This window comes from Flavobacterium sp. 3HN19-14 (assembly GCF_051373205.1).
GTDB lineage: Bacteria > Bacteroidota > Bacteroidia > Flavobacteriales > Flavobacteriaceae > Flavobacterium.
Genome location: NZ_JBPPZT010000001.1, coordinates 3,266,757 through 3,289,551 on the forward strand (window position 1 = coordinate 3,266,757; position 22,795 = coordinate 3,289,551).

Below are 22,795 nucleotides of genomic sequence, written 5' to 3' on the forward strand. Positions count from 1 at the left end.
GCTAATGCCAAGCGACATCCATAAAATATATCAGAAATTAGATATTGTAAGTTTCTTACTGTATTTGATTTGAAAACGAAATTTTAAAAAATCATTCGCTAATTCGCTAATTTTCAAATTCGCTATTCAACTTTCTTTACCACCTTCCGCGCCACCTCAATCTTAAACTTCTTTCCTTTCATCTTCTCATCGCGGATATTTTTCAAAAGCGGCATGACTTTGTCATATTTCACTGCGGCGAATGAAACGAAATCCTTCACTTCTATCAGTCCCAAATCGCCTTTTTCAAGCTTCCCTTTTTGCGAAAAGAAGCCGACGATATCAATTTTATTGAGTTTATTCTTTTTTCCGCCACTGATGTAAATCGTCTGGAAATGCGGTGGTTTTCGGAAGCGTATTTTTTCCTTCTACATTCAAAACCGGCATATCATAATTGATGTACTCTATCTTTTTTTCGCTGTCATTTACGATAATATATGCCGTTCCCGAAGCCGACATTCTTGCGGTTCTTCCGTTTCGGTGCGTAAATTCATCTTCTTTTGATGGCAAATGGTAATGAATAACGTGGTTCATTTCGGGGATATCGAGTCCGCGTGCGGCCAAATCTGTCGTCACAAGATAAGAAACGCTGCCGTTGCGGAATTGTATCAAAGCGCGTTCGCGTTCGTCCTGCTGATTCCGCCGTGGTAATAAACAGAGTAAATTCCTTTTTCGTTTAAAGTATCACTGATGCGTTCGGCGGCGTCGCGGTGGTTGCAGAAGATAATTGCGGCTTCAGATTTGAGTGAACAAATTAAATTGAAAAGGCTGCCAATCTTGTCTTTCTCTTTCGAAATGACCATTTTCAGCGAAAGATTCGTGCTTTTTTCTTCTTCATTGATAAAATCGAGAACAGTCGGATTAACGACTTTGGTGTATCTTGGAATTTCAATCCCGGAAGTGGCAGAAACCAAAACGCGCTTGTTCAACTTTGGCAATCTCGCGATTATGAAGGACATTTGTTCGTGAAAACCCAGTTGCAGCGATTTGTCAAATTCGTCTAAAATCAAAGTTTGAATCTTATCTGCGCGAAAAGTACCGCGGTCAATGTGATCTGCAATTCTTCCCGGCGTTCCGATTAAAACGGCTGGCGGATTGCTCAGATTCTTGATTTCGGTATCGATGGAATGGCCGCCGTAGCACACATTCACTTTATAATCGGTGCCCATTTTCTTCCAGACCTGTTCGATTTGCAGGCCCAATTCTCTTGACGGAACTAAAATCAGGCATTGTACTGAGAGGATTTCCGGCTGCAGCATTTCAAAAACCGGCAATAAAAAAGCCATGGTTTTTCCTGAACCCGTTGGCGATAACAGCAGGACATTGTTATCGTTTAAGATTGTTTCGCCTGCGGCTTCCTGCATTTCGTTGAGGCTTTCGATACCTAAATTCGCAAGGATATTATTGGAATGATGTGGATTCATGCGGCAAAGGTAATGTTGAATTATGAATTTTGGGTTATGAATTATCAGTTGATGCAGCAAACGCGTAAATCATTACATTTGATCTCACTTTGAAAATATCAAAAATGAGAATTTTTACGCTTTTGATTTTATTGATTTCTACAAGTATTCTTGCTCAGAAATCCAATAAATACGACACTTATTTTGAAAAAGGAAACGGCAACCAATCAGCTGATTATGCTACCGCAATAGCTTATTTTCAAATGCTCGATGCAGATTTTTCATCTGTAAAAATGGAACAAATGGGTTTGACCGACAGTGGTGAGCCGTTGCATATTGTAATTTTCAATCCGGATAAAAATTTCGACTTTTCTGAAATCAATAAGAATAAAGCCGTGATTTTAATCAACAATGGCATCCATGCCGGTGAACCTGATGGCATCGATGCGACGATGATGCTCTTTCGCGACTTGGCTTTAGGGAAAATCAAAATTCCAAAAAACACTGTGATAGTGACGATTCCGGTTTATAATATCGGCGGGGCTTTGAACAGGAATTCCACTTCGCGCGTGAACCAGGACCTAGACCCGAAGAATATGGTTTTCGCGGTAATGCACGCAATTACGACCTGAACCGCGATTTCATCAAAACCGATACGAGGAATACGCGGAGTTTCATCGAAATATTCCAAAAGACAAATCCTGATATTTTTATCGACAACCACGTGAGCGACGGCGCCGATTACCAATATACATTGACATATATCATGACGCAACACAACAAACTCGGCAATATTCTTGGGAAATATCTCAATGAGGAAATGATGCCTGCGCTGGTTGCCGATATGAAAAAGAAGAAAATCGAAACGACGCCTTATGTCAATGCCTGGAGCGATACGCCTGAGAAAGGCTTTCAGCAGTTTTTCGAGAGTCCGCGTTTTGCAACGGGATACACTTCACTTTTCAATACCATCGGATTTGTGGTCGAAACGCACATGCTCAAGAAATACAATTCGCGCGTCAAAGCTACTTATGAATATATGATTTCTGCAATTGATTATGCTGATAACAACTACCAGAAAATCAGGCAAATGCGGCTTGAAAATGAAAAGCAATATGCTCCTGGCAAAAATTATACACTGCGCTGGGAAGTCGATAGTGCAAAAGCCGGCACGATTCCGTTCATGGGATTTGAAGGTTCGCACAAGAAAAGCGAAGTCACGACCGGAGACAGATTATTCTATGACAGGACGAAACCATTTACGAAGAACATTCCGTTCTATAAAGAATTCAAGCCATCGAAAGAAATTATAATTCCTGAAGCGTATATTGTTCCGGGCGGTTTCTGGGATGTCATCGATTTGCTAAAAAGCAACGGAATTGCATACACACAATTGGTAAAAGACTCAATCATTGAAGTAGAAAGTTATAAGATTGCAGATTACAATACGGTCAGTTCGGCTTATGAAGGGCATTATTTACACCGCAATACAAAAGTCAGTGTAAAAACGGAAAAAATCACTTTTCATAAAGGCGATTACATTTTTTCGACGCGGCAGAAAGGCGTGAAATATTTATTGGAAACACTTGAACCTGAAGGCATCGATTCGTTCTTCAATTGGAATTTCTTCGATACAATGCTGCAGCAAAAAGAAGGTTATTCTGATTATGTATTTGAAGATCTGGCGGCGGAATTGTTGCAGAAAAATCCGCAATTAAAAGCCGGATTACAGCAAAAAATCAATGATGATAAGCAATTTGCTGAAAATCGGAAGCGCAGCTCGATTGGGTTTACAAACATTCTGTTTATTATGAAAAGGCGCATCTGCAGTATCCGGTTTACCGAAAAATAAACTGATTATTCGAAGAGCAATTTTATATTTTCATAAGAATTCTCCAAAGCCTCTTTAATTTCTGACGGATTCAGCCAGGCGACTTTCTCGATGCCTTCCTCCAATTGGCCTTGTGGTGTGCCTGAAAAATCGGTGCGCATTTCAAACCAATGCGTGATTTTGAGCTTGTAGCGGCCGTTGCGCTTGAAAATATGATAGGTTTTTCTGGAGTTTATCGGTGATGACAAGATTGGTTACGCCGGTTTCTTCCTCGACTTCACGCAAGGCAGTCTGTTCCATTTCCTCGCCTTTTTCTACACCGCCTTTTGGCAGATCCCATTTGCCGTGACGGAAGATAAAAAGTACATCGTTATTTTTGTTATAAACGAGTCCGCCGCCCCCTTTTTGCACCGGCATTTTTGATTTCAGCGTCTTCAGGATTTCCTTTTCGTCAGGATGGTACAAATAAGCTTTTGGAATTTTATTCTGAAATATTTTAGTTATAATCTTCTTTATATCAGCACTTTCCAGCAAAAACAATTGAAAATCTGTCTCTTTAAAGATTTCATTGGTTAAAAAAAGTGGTTTGTCGTTCACAAAAACTTTATACATTTGTAGTATGATTTTTAATAAAGATACAGCCAGTAAAACTGCCGAGTTGCTTTTACAAATAAACGCAATTAAATTGAATCCGGGAAATCCTTTTACATGGGCTTCGGGATGGAAATCGCCGATTTATTGCGACAACAGGATAACGCTCTCATTTCCACCGATCCGCAATTATCTCAAGGAAGAATTCGCCAAAAACATCGAAAAACAATTCGGAAAACCTGACGTAATTGCCGGTGTTGCCACTGGTGCCATCGGCATCGGATTATTGGTTGCGGAAGCATTGGCATTACCATTTGTATATGTTCGTCCTGAGCCGAAAAAACACGGAAGATTGAACCAAATCGAAGGTTTTCTCCAAAAAGGACAAAATGTAGTCGTCATCGAAGATTTGATCAGCACCGGAAACAGCAGCCTGATGGCGGTTGAAGCCTTAAAGGAAGCTGGCGCGAATGTTAAAGGAATGGCTGCAATTTTCAGTTACGGATTTGACGTTGCGAACAAAAATTTCAAGAACGCTAATGTCGATTTGTATACGTTGAGCAATTACGAAAGCCTACTGCCATTGGCTTTGTCGAAAAAATATATCACAGAAGAAGAAGAACAAACGCTTATTGAATGGCGCGTAAGTCCTTCAACCTGGGCATTGAAGTTTAATTAACAATGGAAAATTGATAATTGACAGTTCTTACCCTGAACCTTAAACCCTTTACCCTAAACCTATGAATTTAGAAAGCCCAAAAACAACCGTACAGAAACCGGCACAATATATTTTTGAGCAACTGACACAAGTTGCCAATTTTGAAAAATTAATGCCCGATACTATTGCCAAATTCGAGGTTTTGAGTGAAGATGCCTTTATTTTCGGATTGAAGGGAATGCCGGAAATCAAATTGAAAATGAAAGAGCAGACGCCGAATTCGAAAATCGTTTTAGGCGCCGCTTCGGATAAATTACCATTTACTTTGACTGCTAATATTGAAGCTGTTTCAGAAAATATTTCGACTGTTCAATTGTTTTTTGAAGGCGAATTCAATGCGATGATGGCCATGATGATCAAAGGGCCTATTGGTAAATTTATTGAGACGCTTTCTGTGAATATGGAAAAATTGTAGTCGAAAAGGAAAATTCGAAATCAGAAGACCAACATAAAATTAATAAAAGCTGCAAAATTTGATTGCGGCTTTTTTGTTGGTGTTGCGTCAAGCTAACTTAAAGCAATTGGTTTTAGCTTATAAATTGAAAATGAGATTAAAACTTTAACAATTTTTACGGCTTTCCCGTATACAAGGAATCTGATTATTTTGTAAGGATGCATTTTCCCCTTCCCTGAAGGTAAGATACGATTTTCCGCGACAAGTCGGTTACGGAAAAGCCGTACTTTTTGTTAAATTTTGTTTCGACTTGACTTTTGATTCCACTAATACAACATTTGGATTTCCTTAATTCCAAATGATTTTATGCTATCATCTTCAACCTTCAGAAGCAATTTCCCATCAGCAGAAACATCAGTGATTATCCCCATAATTCTTTCTCCGGAAGCAGTAATTTCAAAAGCCATCGGAATTCCTTTTTTAAATAAAAATGAAAGATATCTTTTCCATAAAATTTCTGGTTGATTTTCAAATATTAAAGCTGAATTCTGTTCAATCCTTTCCGTGATTTTTACTAATAATTCCTCTTTGTCGAATGAAATTCCGGTGGCTACTGAAAGTGACGATGCCTTCGGTAAATCTTCAAAATTTGATTGATTGACGTTAAGCCCGATACCTACAATTGAGAAAATTTCGCCACTACTCCTGATACTGTTTTCAATCAGTATGCCACCTACTTTTTTATTGCCTGCCATAATGTCGTTTGGCCATTTTACAGAAAGTTGCGGGATTTTATAATCTTCCAACACCTCGATAATACTAACAGCAACAGCAACGTTCAAATTATATATCTGATTGATATCCGGCAGCAAATCCTTAATCAAAATACTCATTATAAGGTTTTTACCGATTTCAGAAACCCACTTCGCCCCCATCTGCCCCTTTCCTTTCGTTTGGTTTTCAGCACTGACAACGGTGAAGTTTTCAAGGTTCAGGGTTACCTGCAATTCCTTTCAGGAAGTCGTTGGTAGAATCTATGGCATCGAGTTTGATTAATTGCATGAAGCGAATTTAATACAACAAAATTTAATCTTCTGTTAAGGTTCAGAAAATACGACAAATTTTGGTAACTTTGCAAACTTATACACAAACAATAAATGGCGAAAAAGACTGTAAATAATGATATTTTGCTGGCTAATATCATCAAAGGAATTGAAGAAGTAAAGGGAAATGATATTGATATTCTGGATTTAAGGGAAATTGACAATTCCGCCTGCGATTATTTCATCATTTGCAACGGGAACTCAAACACACAGGTAAATGCCATCGTGACTTCCGTTCAAAAAACCGTCTCCAAAGAACTAAAAGACAAACCATGGCACGTCGAAGGCGCTGAAAACGCCGAATGGGTGCTGATGGATTATGTCAATATCGTCGTTCACGTTTTCCAGAAACACATTCGCGAATACTACAACATCGAAAGCCTTTGGGGCGACGCGAAGATTACTACAATCCAAAATAAATACTAAAGAAGCAATTTAATGGCTAACGATAATAATCCATCTCCAAAAATGCAAAAATTTAATCCGTTGTGGATTTATGGAGCAGTGGCAGCGGTACTCCTTTTGTCTGGTTTACACAGGAAAATACCTTCCAGAAAAAAAGCATCGACACCTCGACCTTCAACGAATATCTTGAAAAAGGTTACTTTGAGCAGGTTGTGGTTTACGACAAATCAGGTTCTGAAATCACGCTTACAAAGGCAGCGTCGAACGATCCGATTTTCGCAAAATTACCGAAGACAGGCACTCAATTATATCTCGATGCCAACGGTGACGAGAAAATTTTCCAGGAAAAACTCGAAAAAGCAAAGCTTGAAGGAAAACTTAAGTTATATAATTTCCAACCGAAAAGCAACGTTTCAGACATCGTCCAAATTATCGTCCCGATTATCATTATCGTGGTTTTCTGGGTATTGATTATGCGAAGAATGTCAGGAGCGGCAGGCGGTGGCGGTGGCGGACAGATTTTCAACATCGGAAAATCCAAAGCAAAATTATTTGACGAAAAGAACGATATTAAAACAACTTTTAAAGATGTTGCCGGGTTAGAAGGCGCAAAGAGGAAATCCAGGAGATTGTTGAATTCCTCAAAAATCCTGAAAAATACACCAATCTCGGCGGAAAAATACCAAAAGGCGCTTTGCTGGTCGGCCAGTTCCGGGAACCGGAAAAACATTATTAGCAAAAGCAGTCGCCGGTGAAGCTAAAGTCCCATTCTTTTCTTTATCAGGTTCAGACTTCGTTGAAATGTTCGTAGGTGTCGGCGCTTCGCGCGTTCGTGATTTGTTCAAGCAGGCGAAGGAAAAATCTCCGGCCATCATTTTCATCGACGAAATTGATGCAGTCGGAAGAGCGCGTGGCAAAAACAACATGTCAGGCGGCAATGACGAAAGAGAAAACACGCTGAATCAATTACTTACAGAAATGGACGGTTTCGTGACCAATTCAAATGTAATCGTTTTGGCAGCTACCAACCGCGCCGATGTTCTCGATAAAGCCTTGATGCGTGCCGGTCGTTTCGACAGACAGATTTACGTTGATTTACCGGACATCCGCGAAAGAAAAGAGATTTTCGAAGTGCATTTAGTTCGGCTTAAAAAAGTAGAAAATTTAGATACTGATTTCTTAGCCAAGCAGACACCAGGATTTTCAGGTGCTGATATCGCCAATGTTTGTAACGAAGCCGCTTTAATTGCCGCCAGGAACAACAAACCGGCAGTTGACAAACAGGATTTCCTTGACGCAGTTGACAGAATCGTCGGCGGACTCGAAAAGAAAAATAAAATCGTAACACCGGAAGAAAAACGCGCGATTGCAATTCACGAAGCTGGGCACGCCACCGTAAGCTGGATGCTCGAGCACGCAGCGCCGCTCGTAAAAGTAACGATTGTACCACGCGGACAAAGTTTGGGTGCCGCCTGGTATTTACCTGAAGAAAGGCTAATAGTTCGTCCGGAACCAGATGTTAGACGAAATGTGCGCCACAATGGGCGGCCGTGCAGCAGAAAAAGTAACGTTTGGAAGGATTTCTACCGGTGCTTTGAGCGATTTGGAGAAAGTAACGCGTCAGGCACGTGCGATGGTCACCATTTACGGATTGAACGATAAAATCGGAAATGTGACTTATTACGATTCTACTGGCCAAAGCGAATACAGCTTTTCAAAACCCTATTCTGAGGAAACTGCGCAGGTGATCGACAAGGAAATTTCAGAATTGATCGAAGGGCAATACCAAAGGGCAATCGATTTGCTGGAAAGCAATAAAGACAAACTCAATAAACTGGCAGATATCCTGATTGAAAAAGAAGTAATTTTCAAAGATGATCTTGAGGCCATTTTCGGCAAACGGACTTTCGATGAAAATTTGCAGGAAGAAACTTCCTTATAAAGCTAATTTTACCCGTTTTTTAGAAAAATCTTAATTCAAAAAAACTTTTGAATTAAGATTTTTTTATCTTTGAATGATTTCAGATTTTAATCTGGCACTTGAACCCTACATATGAGTCTTTTTAGAAAATTTTTTGGCACCGGAAATGAGTCTTCAGATGAAGAAAGAGAAAATGAAATGCAAACATTTTCAACAGAAAACATGCAGGCTGACGAGCTTTTTACTTTAAATTTCAGAAAGAACGGCGGAAAATTTCTCTACTGTGAAAATCTTACGGAAGTAAAAAATCATTTCGAAGATATTTTAGAAGAAAACGACTGGTTTGAAAGTGAAGCTGTTTGCTATGAGCCGAAGCTTTTCAGTATGCTCGAAGAGAATAAGCTCAATTACATCAAGCCTGAAAATCCGAAATTTTTGTTGGCGAGCTGCGAAAACCTGATTGCCGATGAAGGTTCCATCTTATTTTCATCGAACCAGATCAAGCAAAACAAACCACAGGAATTACCCGGAAACATCGTAATTATTGCCACTACAAGCCAGATTATTGAAAACAAAAGTGACGGTTTACGCGAAATCAAAAAACGTTACGAAAAAGATTACCCTACCAATATTACCACTATAAAATATTTCGAAAAAGCAAAAGAAGAAGATTTCCTGCATTACGGAAGCGTAGCCAAAAACCTTTATTTACTGCTTCTAGAAGATCTTTAAGATGAATGAAACGCTTAAAAGGTCAATATCCGGCGCCGTTTACATTATACTATTAGTCGCCTCGATATTATATTCTACCGAAAGTTTTTTTATCCTGTTTGGCATCTTTCTGATAATTGCTGTTACAGAATTTTCTTCACTTACAAAACTCAACAAAATCATACCGATAATTCTGGCACTGCTGGTTTATTCATCATTGAGTTATCTCGTGCTTTTCAAGAATGACCTTAAAGACGAAATTCATTTTACGCTTTCCGGAAAAAATTACGGTATCACTGATGTCATCGATATTACTACAAAAATCAGTCTCGCCATTTCGATTTTGGCCGCCATTAAAGGAATAGTTTTTCTTTTTAGCCATTCTGCCAATACACTTAGCAGTTTTTCAAAATATGCATTCTTATTGGGCTACCTGATTTTCCCGTTCATCATGATCACGAAAATTCCTTTCGGGGAAAAAGGTTATAACCCAAAAATCCTCATCAGTATTTTTATTTTGATCTGGACGAACGACACTTTTGCTTATGTGGTTGGAAAATCGATAGGAAAACACAAACTTTTTGAAAGAATTTCTCCGAAAAAAACAATTGAAGGTTTCGTCGGAGGTGTTATCTTTGCAATTGTTGCCGGATTCCTTATCTCGAAATATTATTTTAATCCGAGTCCGAAACATTTTGACAAATCGGTCATCATCTGGACGATTACGGCTTTTATAGTCAGTTTTTTCGGTACAATCGGCGATTTAATCGAATCGAAATTCAAGCGGATCGCAGGCGTAAAAGACAGCGGCAACATCATGCCGGGCGATGGCGGCGTTTTAGACAGGCTTGATAGTATTATATTTGCAGCACCATTCGTATTTTTGTTTTATCAAATTTTAAATTATGTTACATTTTCATAAAGAAGGCGGAAAAATCATTTTAATTTCTTGTGTACTGACGGTTGGAATTGTTCTTCTGACAGACAAATTCATCGATAATGTATGGATTTTAAAGACCATCCAGATCCTGGCATTGTTCTTTTTGATCATGATTTTGCAGTTTTTCCGAAATCCAAACCGAATGATTGCAGCGAGCAACAAGAATGTAACAGCGCCGGTTGACGGAAAAGTTGTCGTAATCGAGGAAGTTTTCGAAAGCGAATATTTCAAGGATAAAAGACTTCAGGTATCAATCTTCATGTCGCCAATAAACGTTCACGTAACACGTTTTCCCGTAACTGGAAGAGTTAATTTCAGCAAATACCATCCGGGGAAATTCCTCGTGGCATGGCATCCAAAAGCGAGTACAGAAAACGAAAGAACTACTGTTGTGGTTGAAAATAAAGTCTGGGGCGAAATCTTATACCGCCAGATTGCCGGTGCACTCGCCAAAAGAATCGTCAATTATGCCGAAGAAGGCATGCAGGTCGTTCAGGGCGAAGACGCCGGATTTATCAAATTTGGTTCCCGCGTAGACATTTTCCTGCCAATTGGTACAGAGCTGAACGTGAAATTGGGCGAAAAAGCCATCGGGAATAAAACCATAATCGCATTGAAAGCCTAAATGTCCGAAAAAGATTTAGATACACGATTCAGGGAAGCTGTCGAAATCGCTTCCCATATGACACAGGCTGAATTGCCGCAGGACGTGCAATTGCGTTTATATGCTTATTACAAACACGCGACCGCCGGAAATGTCGATTACAATAATGTCAACTTTGATTTAAGAAACGCTTTCAAGACAAACGCCTGGATGCAAATCAGCCATTTATCAGTTGACGAAGCTAAAGAAGCTTATATCAATCTCATCATTTCACTTCAAAAAAAATAAACGCTTTCTCATGAAAAAAATGCGACTAATTTCAGCTTTTGTTTTACTTATCGCGTTGGCTTCATGCAACGACAAAAAACTAACAGAAGTCGTTGAAGTGCCGCTTCCCGCGAAGGAAGAAAAGATTTCCATCGGCAATCCTGATGATGTAACTGCTGAATCCGGGACGTTTGAAATGGCAAAGCTGCCTTACAAATATGATGCGCTTTCACCTGCAATCGACGCACTCACGATGGAAATGCATTATTCCAAGCATTATCTCACTTACACCAATAATTTCAATAAAGTGATTGTCGGCACGGAATACGAAAAAATGCCGATTATCGATATTTTGAAAAAAGCAGGTGCTGATAATCCTGCGCTGCGCAATAATGCAGGCGGTTATTACAATCACGGACTTTTCTGGGATTCTATGGCCGGAAAATCGGGCGGACAACCGAAAGATACTTTAGCTACTGCGATTACGGCGAATTTCGGTTCATTCGAAATCTTTAAAAACCAATTTGCCGATGCTGCCGAGAAGCAATTTGGTTCCGGTTGGGCATGGTTGATTGTCGATAAATCCGGAAAATTGCAGGTCACTTCAACACCGAATCAGGACAATCCTTTGATGCCGGGCGTTTTGGTTCAGGGAACGCCGATTTTAGCATTAGATGTTTGGGAACACGCTTATTACCTGAATTACCAATATAAACGTAAGAATTACATCAATGCATTCTTCAATATTATCAACTGGAAAAAAGTTGGAGAGCGGTATGAGGAAGCAATTAAAAAATAAATTCCAATAAAATCCTGAGCAAACACTCAGGATTTATTTTTTTGAACCATTAAGGGATTAAGAAAAATTAAGGCAAGACTTAATGAAGCTTACTACCTTAATGGTTTAAATATTATTTCAAACTCGCTAAACTTTGTTCAATCGTGGCAATTTTAGACTGCGCATCAGCTTCTTTTTTGCGCTCAATTTCTATTACTTTTTCCGGTGCGCCGCTTACGAATTTTTCGTTGGACAATTTTGCCTGAACAGATTTCAGGAAGCCTTTGTTGTATTCGAGTTCTTCGGTGAGCTTTTTGATTTCGGCTTCTACATCAATGTTTCCGGTAATTGGCACGAAATATTCGTTGGAATTAACGCGGAAAGAAAGTGCTCCGTCTATCTTTTCAGACACATATTCATACGAAGTGATGTTGCCTAATTTCGTAACAACTGCATCGAAATAAGTTGAAGCATTATCGTTGTTAACCGCTTTCAATTCGATGGTATCTTTGAACGGAATATTCTTGTCTTTTCGAATGCTTCTTACGCCTGAAATCACTTCCATTGTAGTTTCGAAATCTGTGATAAGATTTTTATCGAAAGATTTTATTTCCGGCCACGTCGAAACGATTAATGCTTCATCGGCACTTCTTTCGGTAATGTGCTGCCAGATTTCTTCTGTTAAGAATGGCATGAAAGGATGTAATAATTTAAGATTGGATTCGAGCATTTCTGTTGCTTTCGCAAAAGTCACGCTGTCGATCGGCTGTTGATAAGCCGGTTTGATCATTTCTAAAAACCACGAGCAGAAATCATCCCAAACGAGTTTGTAGATCGCCATTAGCGCGTCTGAAATTCTGTATTTTTCGAAATGGTCTTCGATTTCAAGGAGCGTTTGCTGCAACTTGGCTTCGTACCATTCAATCGCCACTTTTGAAGATTCCGGTTGTGCAATTTCAGCGACTTCCCAACCTTTGATGAGACGGAAGGCATTCCATATTTTATTGGTGAACGATTTTCCCTGGTTGCACAATTCTTCGTCGAAAAGAATGTCATTTCCTGCAGAAGCACTCAGTAACAATCCAACGCGAACGCCATCAGCACCGAATTTCTCAATTAAATCCAATGGATCCGGTGAATTCCCGAGTGATTTTGACATTTTACGGCGTTGGCTGTCGCGAACCAATCCGGTTAAATAAACATTGGTGAATGGTTTTTCTCCGGCGTATTCGTAACCGGCGATGATCATTCTGGCGACCCAGAAAAACAAAATATCCGGAAGCTGTAACCAAATCATTTGTCGGATAATAGTATTTGAAATCTTCGTTTTCAGGCTCCATGATACCGCCGAAAACGGCCATTGGCCAAAGCCATGATGAAAACCACGTATCCAAAGCATCAGCATCCTGACGAAGCGTTTCTGCTGTGATGTCTGGGTTTTTCGCTTTCGCCATTTCCAAAGCTTCTGCTGCCGTTTCAGCAACTACAAAATCTTCCTTACCGTCGCCATAGAAGTAGGCCGGAATTTGTTGCCCCCACCACAATTGGCGCGAGATATTCCAGTCGCGGATGTTCTCTAACCAGTGACGGTAAGTATTATTAAAACGGCTTGGGTATAATTTGATTTCGTCTGATTCTAAAACTGCTTTGATGGCCGGTTTTACCAAATCTTCCATCCTGAGGAACCATTGGTCGGATAAACGCGGTTCAATGACCGCTTTTGTGCGTTCGGAAGTGCCCACTTTATTCAAATGTGTCTCGGTTTTGGCAAGGCTTCCGTTGGCTTCGAGTTCTTTGGCGATTTCGGCGCGGACGATGAAGCGGTCTTTACCTTCGTAATGCAATCCGAAAGAGTTTAAAGTCGCATCTTCATTGAAAATGTCAACGATTTCGAGGTTGTGCTTCTCCCTAACGTCTTGTCGTTCATGTCGTGCGCCGGCGTAACTTTTAAACATCCGGTTCCAAATTCAACGTCAACATATTCGTCTTCGATGATCGGGATGACACGGCCTGCTATTGGCACGACGGCTTTTTTACCTTTTAGATGTGTAAAGCGCTCGTCGTTCGGGTTGATACAGATCGCGGTATCGCCGAAAATGGTTTCCGGACGTGTGGTTGCAACGGTTAAAAAGTCGCTGCTGCCTTCGATTTTATAGTTAAGGAAATAGAGTTTTCCCTGTTGCTCTTCGTAAATTACTTCTTCGTCGGAAAGCGTGGTTTTTGCTTCCGGATCCCAGTTGACCATTCGGTAACCGCGGTAAATTTGTCCTTTGTTGTATAAATCGACAAACAAACGGATTACAGATGCCGACATATCGGGTCCATAGTGAATTTGGTGCGCTCCCAGTCGCAGGAAGCACCGAGTTTTTTTAGTTGTTCCAAAATAACGCCGCCGTATTTGTCTGTTCACTCCCAGGCGTGGGCGAGGAATTCTTCGCGCGTTAAGTCGTTTTTGTTGATGCCTTCGGCTTTGAGTTTAGCGACAACTTTTGCTTCGGTAGCAATGGATGCGTGATCGGTTCCTGGAACCCAGCAGGCGTTAAAACCTTTAAGGCGCGCACGACGGATCAAAACATCCTGGATGGTGTTGTTGAGCATATGCCCCATGTGCAAGACGCCGGTTACGTTGGGCGGCGGGATTGTGATGGTATAAGGCGTTCTGTGGTCGGGTTCTGAATGAAAGTAGTTGTTTTTAATCCAGTAGTCGTACCATTTTTGTTCACTGGTTTTGGCGTCGAATTGCGATGGGATTGTCATAGTATGTTATTTTGCCGCGAAGGCGCTAAGGCACAGAGGCACTAAGTTATTATGTTTCGTAAGATTCTGGTTGGGCAAAATGCCTAGCCCGGATAGCAGCGGTTATCCTTTTACCGCCTCCTTTAGGCGGGAAAAGATAAGAGCGGATAGCCGGAAATTGCTCCCGAAAAAACAACAAAAATTGTTTGGTCTGGTTTTTGCAATTGGGTACAAAAGTAAATAATTAGGCGCGTATAAAAAATTAAGAACTAATTATTTGCACATTAGGTAAAACAATTTAAATTTACGCAACCAAATTAAAATTTAGACCATGAAAAAAGCTTTACTTTTATTAGCGTTTGTTGTTTCGGGAACGGTGTTTTTGCGCAGGCCAGTTCGAAAATAGAGTTTATGGCGAAGGAGAATACGATTGATTATGGTACGGTTTCAAAGGAAACTGACAGCGGAATAAGAAGTTTTGAATTTAAGAATACGGGCGATGCGCCGCTGATTATTTCGAATGTAAAATCGACTTGCGGCTGTACGGTGCCATCAAAACCGGATGCGCCGATTGAACCGGGAAAAACAGGAAAAATCGACGTGAAATATAATATGAATCCGGGCACAATCAGGAAAACCATTACGGTTGAATCGAATGCCGTGAATGTGGAAGACGGGATTGTCGCTTTGAAAATCAAGGGCGAAGTCGTCGTGAAGAAGAGAAAATCTGCTCGAGAAGAAAAAATCAATTTTGGAGAAAAGTTAAGGCTACCACTGAATATTTGGAGAACCGCTCTTTTGGGCGGTTTTTTTATGGATACGCTCCGCTATGGAAACGGCTGTGCCTTTGGATTTTTGGACTTCTTTGACTTTGTCGAAAAGCTGCAATCGCTTCCTTACAAAAGCGAAGCGCGTCTATAGGCGCAGCCGTTTCCATAGCGAAGCGTATCTATAGCCGAAGGCGTATCCAAGAGCGCAGCGGGTCTGAAATTACTTTTCTAAAATCTTAATTTCAACGCGGCGGTTTTCATCTTCTTCTTCATCGTTCTTTTCAGGGATTGGGAATTTTGGACGTGTCGTACCATAACCTTTGAAAGTCAGTCTGGTTCTTGCGATTTTTTTGCGTAGTAAGAATACGTAAACTGCTTTGGCGCGTAAAGTTGATACATCGCGTACGTCACCAACAGTGCTGCAACAAATGTGGCCCTGGATTTCGATTTTTAATTTTGGATTTTCATTCATGACGCACAATAAACTGTCGAGAACGGGTTTTGATTTTTCTACAAGTTTATCAGAATTATTGAGGAAATTGATATTCTGTAGTTTAATGATGTCGCCGGGTTTTGCGGATTTGACCTGTTGGGAAAGTTTTTGCGGCTCTTCCGTTTTTTTGATTTCGACGGGTTTTGGAATTTCTTGTGCAACAATGGTAACTTTTCGGTTTTCGGCTTGTATTTTTGAAAGTTTGAAGTCTTTCCCAAGCGGGATTAATTCGATTGCCGGACTGATGGCAATTTCATTTTCTTTCAATAAATTGAGTACGGAATTGATTCTGCGTGCAGCGAGTTCTTTGTTATAGCTGCTGTTGTCTACACTGTCGCAATAGCCATATAATTTCGTTACGACAAATTTTTTGTGTTCTGACATCCAGTTTTTGAGTGTCAGCATTGCGGTTTGGTTTGGAATATCTTTGTTGAAATCGAAGAAAACGTCAAAATTGTTCTGTGCAAAAATCGCATTCCCACAAAGCACGAGCAACAAATACCACTTTTTCATGATTATGGATTTTCGATGATTTCGATTTCGACACGGCGATTGGCGGCGCGTTGTTCTTCGTTTTGTTCGGGAATCGGATAAATGGCTTTGCTGCTGCCGAAACCCCGGTATGACAGGCGCTCTTTGTCAATTCCGTAAGTGACTAAAAAACTGTAAATCGCTTTGGCGCGTTTGGTGGAAAGGTCTTGTTTGTCTGACGGCATGCAGCATAAATGACCTTGAATGTCGATTTTCATTCCGGGATTTTTTTGCATTACGAGCAAGAGTTCATATAATTTACCGCGTGATTCGGGAACAATAGCGAAGGTATTGATGACGAAATTGAGGTTTTGAAGTGCGAGTTTTTCGCCTTTTTTGCCCAGCCCGATTTGCTTCATGAATTCGCGGTCGAGTTTGAAGGTTGATTTTGTACCGTCGGGATTGTCGAAAGTGAGTTTTTCGGGATAGGAAACTTCAGGTTTGGCGATTGGTTCCGGTTTTACAGGTTCGGGCTTAATTCCTAAAATCTCGTTTTCGCGCGGTAAATCTTTTTCTTCGATGTAATAAATGATGACTTTGCGGTTTTCGGCTTTTATTTTAGAAGTCTGCCTGCTTTCGCCGAAACTTCTGGTTTTAAAATCATCGCGGATTTTGACCTTATCCTGAATAAAATTGAATACGAAATCTACTCTTTTTTGGGCCAGAGAATCATTAAATGTATTGGTGCCGTCTTCATCTGTAAAACCGTGAATGGCGACAATTTTTGAAGTTGTGTTGTTGATGATCCAATCCGTTAATCGTTGTTTTTCTTTCGCATTGACAATTGATTTATTGCTGTCGAAAAATACTGAAATTTGCTGTTGCGCTTTCGCGGAAAAACATGAAATGAGAAATAGGAATATTACAAGTCTTGAAGACATTTTATCACATTTATTAAAGTATAACGAAGTTACTGAAAAAATAATTGCCTGAATCGCAAAAAACACCAACTGCATTCGTTTAAATGATATATTTGTCACGTTAAAATCTAAAAATATGAAACGATTATTACTTATTACTTTTCTGGCGGGTTTCGTTTCGGTGAACGCGCAGTCAGTAATGCAAACCGTGAATTCAGGAAGCGTTATTGGTGCGGGCGGTAGTGTTTCTGTGGGCGAAATTATAATAGTTCCGCAGAATCAAAACCAGTCATCGAGTGGCATTATCGGTATTTTGGCGCAGGTGAACCAGCAATTTCTGGAAGTCCCGGAATTGGAGCTGACGCAAGGCATCAAGGTTTATCCGAATCCAACAATGGCGAAAATCTTTTTTGAAAGTAAAGAAAGTCTTTCAACTCAGAAAATTTCAATCTTCAACACCGCGGGACAACTTGTGCTTCAAAAGCAGGTTGCTGCTGACAATTCAGTCGATATGACTGATCTGAACGCAGGAATTTACCTGATTCAACTCGACGGAAAAAAACAAAATTCATTTAAAATCATCAAACACTAGTCATGAAGAAAATTTTACTTTTGTTACTCGTATCAATATCAGCTTTTGCACAAGTGCCACAGGGCATTTCTTACCAGGCAATCGCTTTGAACGGTTCAGGAACTCCTGTTGCAAACGGCAATGTGGGCGTTCGTCTTACGGTTTTAGACAATGCTGCAAACGGAACTGCACTTTACACAGAAACACAAACTAAAACGACGAATGCCAATGGCCTTTTTAATTTGGTAATTGGACAAGGATCTGTTGTTGCCGGAACATTCGCAGGCATCAACTGGAAAACCAATCTAAAATTCCTTAAAGTAGAACTCGATGCTACAGGCGGGTCGAATTATGTTTTAGTTGGAACCACGCAATTGCTTTCAGTTCCTTATGCAATGGCTGCGAAAAGTTTGGTTTTGGCGGCAGGCGAAGGCATTACATTGACTTCTCCGAACGGTACCCTTATCAGGTTTCTGTGAATGACGATGGTGAATTATCATTGCCGACCTCAAATTCTTCCGCAGAGGTTCCTACCTCGCTTTATTTGTATGGCAGTTTCAACTCATGGAACGCTGCCACTGCTTTGCAATTCGGGGAAATTGAAAATGCCACTATTGGATTTAAATATTTCACAGCTGGTACGCAAATCAAATTTCTTGCAGCCCAAAATTCAAATGTGATATATGGCGGAAGCGGAATGAACGGAGATTTGGTATTGAATGGGAGTGCAATTACCATTCAAAATACCGGCTTCTATATGATCAGGGTTTATGGAAATTCGTATAGCATACAGAATATTAATGTTACTTTAGGTTCTGAGCTTACAATGTCATACAATGTTACTGGAAATTATTTCTATGTAACAATGCCAATGTTTTATAATGATTTTGATTTTAGGTTCGAAGACTATTATTTTGGCGACAATATTGCCGATGGAAATCTTGACTATAGTGGTGCAGGTATTATCAATCCAAATTACAACGTGACACACCTTGTAAAGGTGTATATGAATTTTAATACTTCAGGCAATTATACAATTGCACCTTAAAAAAATTGAAAACTTCTAAATCAATTCTGTCTGAAAATTCATCATCATGAAAAAAATATTCTTCTTATTATTCATCTCCTTCACCGCGTTCGCTCAGGTGCCACAAGGCATTTCTTATCAGGCAATCGCCTTAAATGGTTCAGGAAATCCTGTTGCAACCGGAAATGTCGGCATTCGTCTTTCTTTAATGGATAATGCTGCAACCGGAACTGTCATTTATACAGAAACGCACACCAAAACCACCAACGCACAAGGTTTATTTAATCTTGTAATCGGTCAGGGAACCGTAGTTTCCGGGACTTTTGCCGCAATCAACTGGGGCACGAATTCAAAATTCCTAAAAGTAGAAATCGACGCTGCCGGCGGTACAAATTATGTGGCCGTTGGAACGACACAATTATTGTCAGTACCTTATGCGATGTATGCAGGAAATACAGCGAGTGTCGCCGGAACAAGTACTATAAACGATGATATTATCAATAATAAATCTTCAAATTTTATTTTTACAGATTATGATGCGCACAAAGTTTACAGCTTTAATACGCTTGCGGGAACATGGTCGTTTCAGAACATTTCTGCAGGTTCATCGCCTGATTTGAAAACTTCAAACGGGAATACCGCTTTGGTAGATTACGATGCGCACCAAGTTTTTGCATATAACGGAAAGTCGGGAATCTGGTCATCTCAGAACATAAGCGCCGGAAGTTCTCCCGATATCATCGCAACCAACGGAAATTTCTTTTTGACTGACTATGATGCCCACAAAGTATTTTCTTATAGTGGAAAAACCGGGGTCTGGAGCTCGCAAAACATTTCTTCCGGGTCAACACCTGAATTGGTTGAAACTTCAGGAAACGTCGCTTTTGTAGATTACGATGCCCACACTGTTTATGCTTATAATGACAAAAACGGCAACTGGAACGCGCAGGTTATTTCTTCTGGTTCAACTCCATTCATCGCTTCTTCTGACGGTAGTTTCGCATTTGTCGATTACGACGCGCATAAGGTTTTTGTTTTTAGCCGAAGTACTGGCGTCTGGTCATCACAAACGATATCAACTGGTTCAAGTCCGACACTTTTTATCTCAAATACCAACTAAAATTGTATTATAACAAAAACCTGCTTCTTTCGGAGCAGGTTTTTTTATACAAATTAATGCTGAAATTATCGTGTAAATAACAATTCGCGGTATTTGGTCAATGTCCATGTTTCATCGTCAACCAAAAGTTCCAGTTTGTCGCAGTGTTCCCTGATTACTTCGAAGAACGGTTTTACCAAATCGCAGTATTGTTCTGCCATTTGCTGCCCGTCGGTCAAAGCGTTGGCTTTTTTACGCGCTTCTGTCATTTCCTCTACTTTCGTGTTGATGCCTTCGATGTGTGCAGAAATCTCGCGAATCAAAACGATTTGCTCTTTTCCGATTTTCTCGAATTCAGCACCGAAGATTTCTTTTAATCCGCGTACGTTTTCAATCAAAGTATTCTGGTAACGGATGGCGGTTGGAATTACGTGGTTTCTTGCGATATCACCTAAAACACGGCCTTCGATCTGGATTTTCTTGGTGTATTCTTCGAGTTCGATTTCGTAGCGCGCTTCTACTTCAACATGGTTCATTACCTGCAATTCGCTGAATAAATCGAGGGCTTTTTGAGAAACTTTCGCTTTCAAAGCCGCCGGAGTCGTTTTGAAATTGCTCAATTTTCTTTTTGCTGCTTCCTGCTCCCAGGCATCGCTGTAGCCATCGCCTTCGAAAAGGATATTTTTCGATTGCTTGATGTATTCCCTTAAAACGTTGAAAATCGCTTCGTCTTTCTTTAAATCTTTGGTATCGATTAAAGCGTCGACTTCTTTTTTGAAATCTTTCAATTGCTTGGCAACGATTGAGTTCAACGTCGTCATCGCGTTGGCGCAGTTTGCAGAAGAACCAACGGCGCGGAATTCAAATTTATTTCCTGTAAAGGCGAATGGTGAAGTCCTGTTACGATCGGTGTTATCCAAAAGTACATCGCGGAATTTTACCTACAACATTCAGTTTCAAATCGGTTTTTTCTTCAGGTGATAATTTTCCGGTAGAAAACACCTTCCAATTCTGCCAAAACTTTCGTCAATTGTTCTCCGATGAAAACAGAAATGATAGCCGGCGGCGCTTCGTTTGCCCCTAACCTGTGGTCGTTGCTCGCTGTTGCGATAGAAGCGCGAAGCAATTCCTCATAATTATCAACAGCTTTAATTGTATTGATGAAAAAAGTCAGGAATTGTAAATTGCTCATCGGCGTTTTCCCGGAACCAAGAAGGTTAACTCCGGTATCCGTCGCCATCGACCAGTTGTTGTGTTTGCCTGAACCGTTAACGCCTTTGAAAGGTTTTTCGTGGAAAAGCACTTTGAAATCGTGTCTTTCCCTACTTTCTGCATTACATCCATCAACAAAGAGTTATGGTCAACCGCCAAGTTGGTTTCTTCGAAAATCGGAGCCAATTCGAATTGATTTGGCGCTACTTCGTTGTGGCGTGTTTTTACAGGAATTCCGAGATACATACACTCTTGCTCCAATTCACGCATATAATTCAACGCCCTTGTCGGGATGGAACCGAAATAATGATCATCTAATTGCTGTCCTTTTGCAGAAGTATGGCCAAGCAATGTACGCCCTGTCATGATGATATCAGGCCTTGAATTCGCCAAAGCAGAATCGACAAGGAAATATTCCTGTTCCCAGCCTAAAGTAGCCGTTACTTTCTTTACACTCTTATCGAAATATTTACAAACGTCGGTCGCCGCTTCGTCAACAGCGTTGAGTGCGCGCAATAAAGGCGTTTTATAATCTAAAGCTTCTCCTGTGTAAGAAATAAAAACGGTCGGAATACACAAAGTCGTTCCGAAGATAAATGCCGGTGAAGTCGGATCCCAGGCCGTATAGCCACGGGCTTCGAAAGTATTTCTGATACCACCGTTCGGGAAACTTGACGCATCCGGTTCTTGCTGTACCAATTGGCCGCCGCCGAATTTTTCTAATGGGTCGCTTCCATCATATGAAGTTTCGAAGAATGCATCATGCTTTTCAGCAGTTGCGCCGGTTAACGGCTGGAACCAGTGGGTATAATGGGTTACCCCTTTTGCAAGTGCCCATTCTTTCATACCCATTGCAATGTATTCGGCTAATTTTCTGTCAATTTTTGTTCCGTGCTGGACACGCATCTTTCACGCCTTTGTAAGCGTCTGAGGTAAGAAACTGCCTCATGGCCCTGTCATTAAACACATTGGCGCCGAAAATCGCTGATTTTTTGTCGGCTTCCTCAAATTTAACCGGCTTGTGTGCCGATGCATCTTTTAATGCCTGAAAACGTAAAGTTGACATAAAAATTAATTTTAAAAGTTAAACCCTGTTTATTTTGATGCAAAAATATAAAAATTATAAAGTAAAAATAATTTTACCCTGTAAATTTTAGGGGTAAGTTAATAACTTGTTTCTAAAATGACAATTTAATAATATTTTGTTGATAACTAAGCATAAAAAAAGGAAGCACAATGGCTTCCTTTGATACATCTTCGTTGGAAGATTATTTTTTAGCAACTGGATTCAGTTTTGTTACATGACTGTCATCAATTTTGAAAGTTTTAATAACGGCATCGTAATCTGAATAATCAACCGGAGCTACGCCTTTTGAGAAATATCCGGGAACAATTACAACCCTGAAAACTTTGTTGTTTGTAAAACTCGCCGGCAATAACGTCATGTCAAAATCAGCATCAGTCAAAATTGTGAACTGGTCGAATGAATAATTGAAATTGTATTGCGCCTGTCCGTCAGCAAAATAATATACCTGTGGCAAAAGCGCCCAGGTATCAATTCCGTCGTTGGTGTTCACCAATTCATAAACCAAAAGATTGTCGCTTGTGTAAATTTCGGGATTCAATGCATAAGTCTGCGCAAAATTATTAGCGGCAGAAAAAGTAGCATTCACTTCAAATACCTCACTTGCCGGTCCGGCCGGACCACGGTCGCCTTCACAACTCACAAATAAACCTGATGCTGCTACGGCCAAAAATAAAATTATACGTTTCATAATTAAAATGTTTTTT

Annotated in this window: 17 protein-coding genes and 6 pseudogenes; 15 read left to right on the plus strand and 8 right to left on the minus strand. The window is 40.3% G+C overall.

Annotation, left to right across the window (positions count from 1 at the left end; translation table 11 throughout):
- Positions 1 to 122 precede the first annotated feature (122 nt).
- Positions 123 to 1,463 (minus strand): annotated as a pseudogene (locus ACSLFW_RS17650) (DEAD/DEAH box helicase).
- Positions 1,464 to 1,567: 104 nt separating this feature from the next.
- Between ACSLFW_RS17650 and ACSLFW_RS17655 the strand changes: the two are divergent.
- Positions 1,568 to 3,299, plus strand: a pseudogene (locus ACSLFW_RS17655) (M14 family metallopeptidase).
- On the opposite strand, the pseudogene ACSLFW_RS17660 reads toward ACSLFW_RS17655, so the two are convergent.
- A pseudogene (locus ACSLFW_RS17660) lies at positions 3,300 to 3,885 on the minus strand (NUDIX hydrolase).
- A 7-nt stretch (positions 3,886 to 3,892) separates the two neighbouring features.
- Here ACSLFW_RS17660 and pyrE point away from each other — a divergent pair.
- Both pyrE and ACSLFW_RS17670 read left to right on the plus strand, forming a co-directional pair.
- Entirely contained in the window at positions 3,893 to 4,543 is a 651-nt protein-coding gene (gene pyrE, locus ACSLFW_RS17665; RefSeq protein WP_436556838.1) for an orotate phosphoribosyltransferase, read from the plus strand.
- Between the two features lie 61 nt (positions 4,544 to 4,604).
- A complete protein-coding gene (locus tag ACSLFW_RS17670) occupies positions 4,605 to 4,997 on the plus strand; it encodes an SRPBCC family protein (protein WP_436556839.1) in 393 nt (130 codons plus the stop codon).
- Positions 4,998 to 5,302: 305 nt separating this feature from the next.
- On the opposite strand, the gene ACSLFW_RS17675 is transcribed toward ACSLFW_RS17670, so the two are convergent.
- A complete protein-coding gene (locus tag ACSLFW_RS17675) occupies positions 5,303 to 5,983 on the minus strand; it encodes a biotin--[acetyl-CoA-carboxylase] ligase (protein ID WP_436556840.1) in 681 nt (226 codons plus the stop codon).
- A 150-nt stretch (positions 5,984 to 6,133) separates the two neighbouring features.
- Here ACSLFW_RS17675 and rsfS point away from each other — a divergent pair, with 150 nt between their 5' ends.
- From rsfS to ACSLFW_RS17710, 7 genes and pseudogenes are all read left to right on the plus strand, one after another.
- Positions 6,134 to 6,505 (plus strand): ribosome silencing factor, encoded by a 372-nt coding sequence (rsfS, locus tag ACSLFW_RS17680; protein ID WP_436556841.1) that lies wholly within the window; start codon positions 6,134 to 6,136, stop codon positions 6,503 to 6,505.
- A 329-nt stretch (positions 6,506 to 6,834) separates the two neighbouring features.
- Positions 6,835 to 8,426: pseudogene (ftsH, locus tag ACSLFW_RS17685) on the plus strand (ATP-dependent zinc metalloprotease FtsH); the annotation flags it as partial.
- A gap of 111 nt (positions 8,427 to 8,537) precedes the next feature.
- Positions 8,538 to 9,137, plus strand: coding sequence for a lactate utilization protein B/C (locus ACSLFW_RS17690; RefSeq protein ID WP_436556842.1), 600 nt, complete (start codon positions 8,538 to 8,540; stop codon positions 9,135 to 9,137).
- Between the two features lies 1 nt (position 9,138).
- Positions 9,139 to 10,038, plus strand: a complete 900-nt coding sequence (locus ACSLFW_RS17695; protein ID WP_436556843.1) for a phosphatidate cytidylyltransferase — start codon at positions 9,139 to 9,141, stop codon at positions 10,036 to 10,038.
- The gene (locus ACSLFW_RS17700; protein WP_436556844.1) at positions 10,022 to 10,681 is read left to right on the plus strand and encodes a phosphatidylserine decarboxylase family protein; all 660 of its coding nucleotides are present in this window, start codon (positions 10,022 to 10,024) and stop codon (positions 10,679 to 10,681) included. The genes ACSLFW_RS17695 and ACSLFW_RS17700 overlap by 17 nt, the downstream gene beginning before the upstream one ends.
- Positions 10,682 to 10,948 carry an acyl-CoA-binding protein gene (locus tag ACSLFW_RS17705; RefSeq protein WP_436556845.1) on the plus strand — a complete coding sequence of 89 codons (267 nt, stop codon included), beginning with the start codon at positions 10,682 to 10,684 and terminating at the stop codon, positions 10,946 to 10,948.
- A 10-nt stretch (positions 10,949 to 10,958) separates the two neighbouring features.
- Complete coding sequence (locus ACSLFW_RS17710; RefSeq protein WP_436556846.1) at positions 10,959 to 11,726, plus strand: superoxide dismutase; 768 nt, start codon at positions 10,959 to 10,961, stop codon at positions 11,724 to 11,726.
- A gap of 112 nt (positions 11,727 to 11,838) precedes the next feature.
- On the opposite strand, the pseudogene ACSLFW_RS17715 reads toward ACSLFW_RS17710, so the two are convergent.
- Positions 11,839 to 14,462 (minus strand): annotated as a pseudogene (locus ACSLFW_RS17715) (valine--tRNA ligase).
- A 390-nt stretch (positions 14,463 to 14,852) separates the two neighbouring features.
- Between ACSLFW_RS17715 and ACSLFW_RS17720 the strand changes: the two are divergent.
- Positions 14,853 to 15,362 (plus strand): DUF1573 domain-containing protein, encoded by a 510-nt coding sequence (locus tag ACSLFW_RS17720; protein WP_436556847.1) that lies wholly within the window; start codon positions 14,853 to 14,855, stop codon positions 15,360 to 15,362.
- A 69-nt stretch (positions 15,363 to 15,431) separates the two neighbouring features.
- On the opposite strand, the gene ACSLFW_RS17725 is transcribed toward ACSLFW_RS17720, so the two are convergent.
- Both ACSLFW_RS17725 and ACSLFW_RS17730 read right to left on the minus strand, forming a co-directional pair.
- Positions 15,432 to 16,217: an OmpA family protein gene (locus ACSLFW_RS17725; protein WP_436556848.1), complete on the minus strand. Its 786-nt coding sequence runs from the start codon at positions 16,215 to 16,217 to the stop codon at positions 15,432 to 15,434.
- Positions 16,218 to 16,219: 2 nt separating this feature from the next.
- Positions 16,220 to 17,116 carry an OmpA family protein gene (locus ACSLFW_RS17730; protein ID WP_436556849.1) on the minus strand — a complete coding sequence of 299 codons (897 nt, stop codon included), beginning with the start codon at positions 17,114 to 17,116 and terminating at the stop codon, positions 16,220 to 16,222.
- Positions 17,117 to 17,231: 115 nt separating this feature from the next.
- Here ACSLFW_RS17730 and ACSLFW_RS17735 point away from each other — a divergent pair, with 115 nt between their 5' ends.
- From ACSLFW_RS17735 to ACSLFW_RS17750, 4 genes are read left to right on the plus strand one after another with little or no spacing between them, the layout of a single operon-like run.
- Entirely contained in the window at positions 17,232 to 17,687 is a 456-nt protein-coding gene (locus tag ACSLFW_RS17735) for a T9SS type A sorting domain-containing protein (protein WP_436556850.1), read from the plus strand.
- 2 nt (positions 17,688 to 17,689) lie between these two features.
- Positions 17,690 to 18,145, plus strand: coding sequence for a hypothetical protein (locus ACSLFW_RS17740; protein WP_436556851.1), 456 nt, complete (start codon positions 17,690 to 17,692; stop codon positions 18,143 to 18,145).
- Positions 18,142 to 18,714, plus strand: coding sequence for a hypothetical protein (locus tag ACSLFW_RS17745; protein WP_436556852.1), 573 nt, complete (start codon positions 18,142 to 18,144; stop codon positions 18,712 to 18,714). Before ACSLFW_RS17740 ends, ACSLFW_RS17745 begins: the two co-directional genes overlap by 4 nt.
- Positions 18,715 to 18,760: 46 nt before the next feature.
- Complete coding sequence (locus ACSLFW_RS17750; RefSeq protein WP_436556853.1) at positions 18,761 to 19,813, plus strand: hypothetical protein; 1,053 nt, start codon at positions 18,761 to 18,763, stop codon at positions 19,811 to 19,813.
- A 65-nt stretch (positions 19,814 to 19,878) separates the two neighbouring features.
- Here ACSLFW_RS17750 and ACSLFW_RS17755 read toward each other — a convergent pair.
- Positions 19,879 to 22,070, minus strand: a pseudogene (locus tag ACSLFW_RS17755) (glutamine synthetase III family protein).
- Positions 22,071 to 22,272: 202 nt separating this feature from the next.
- Entirely contained in the window at positions 22,273 to 22,779 is a 507-nt protein-coding gene (locus ACSLFW_RS17760; RefSeq protein WP_436556854.1) for a hypothetical protein, read from the minus strand.
- Between the last annotated feature and the right edge of the window lie 16 nt (positions 22,780 to 22,795).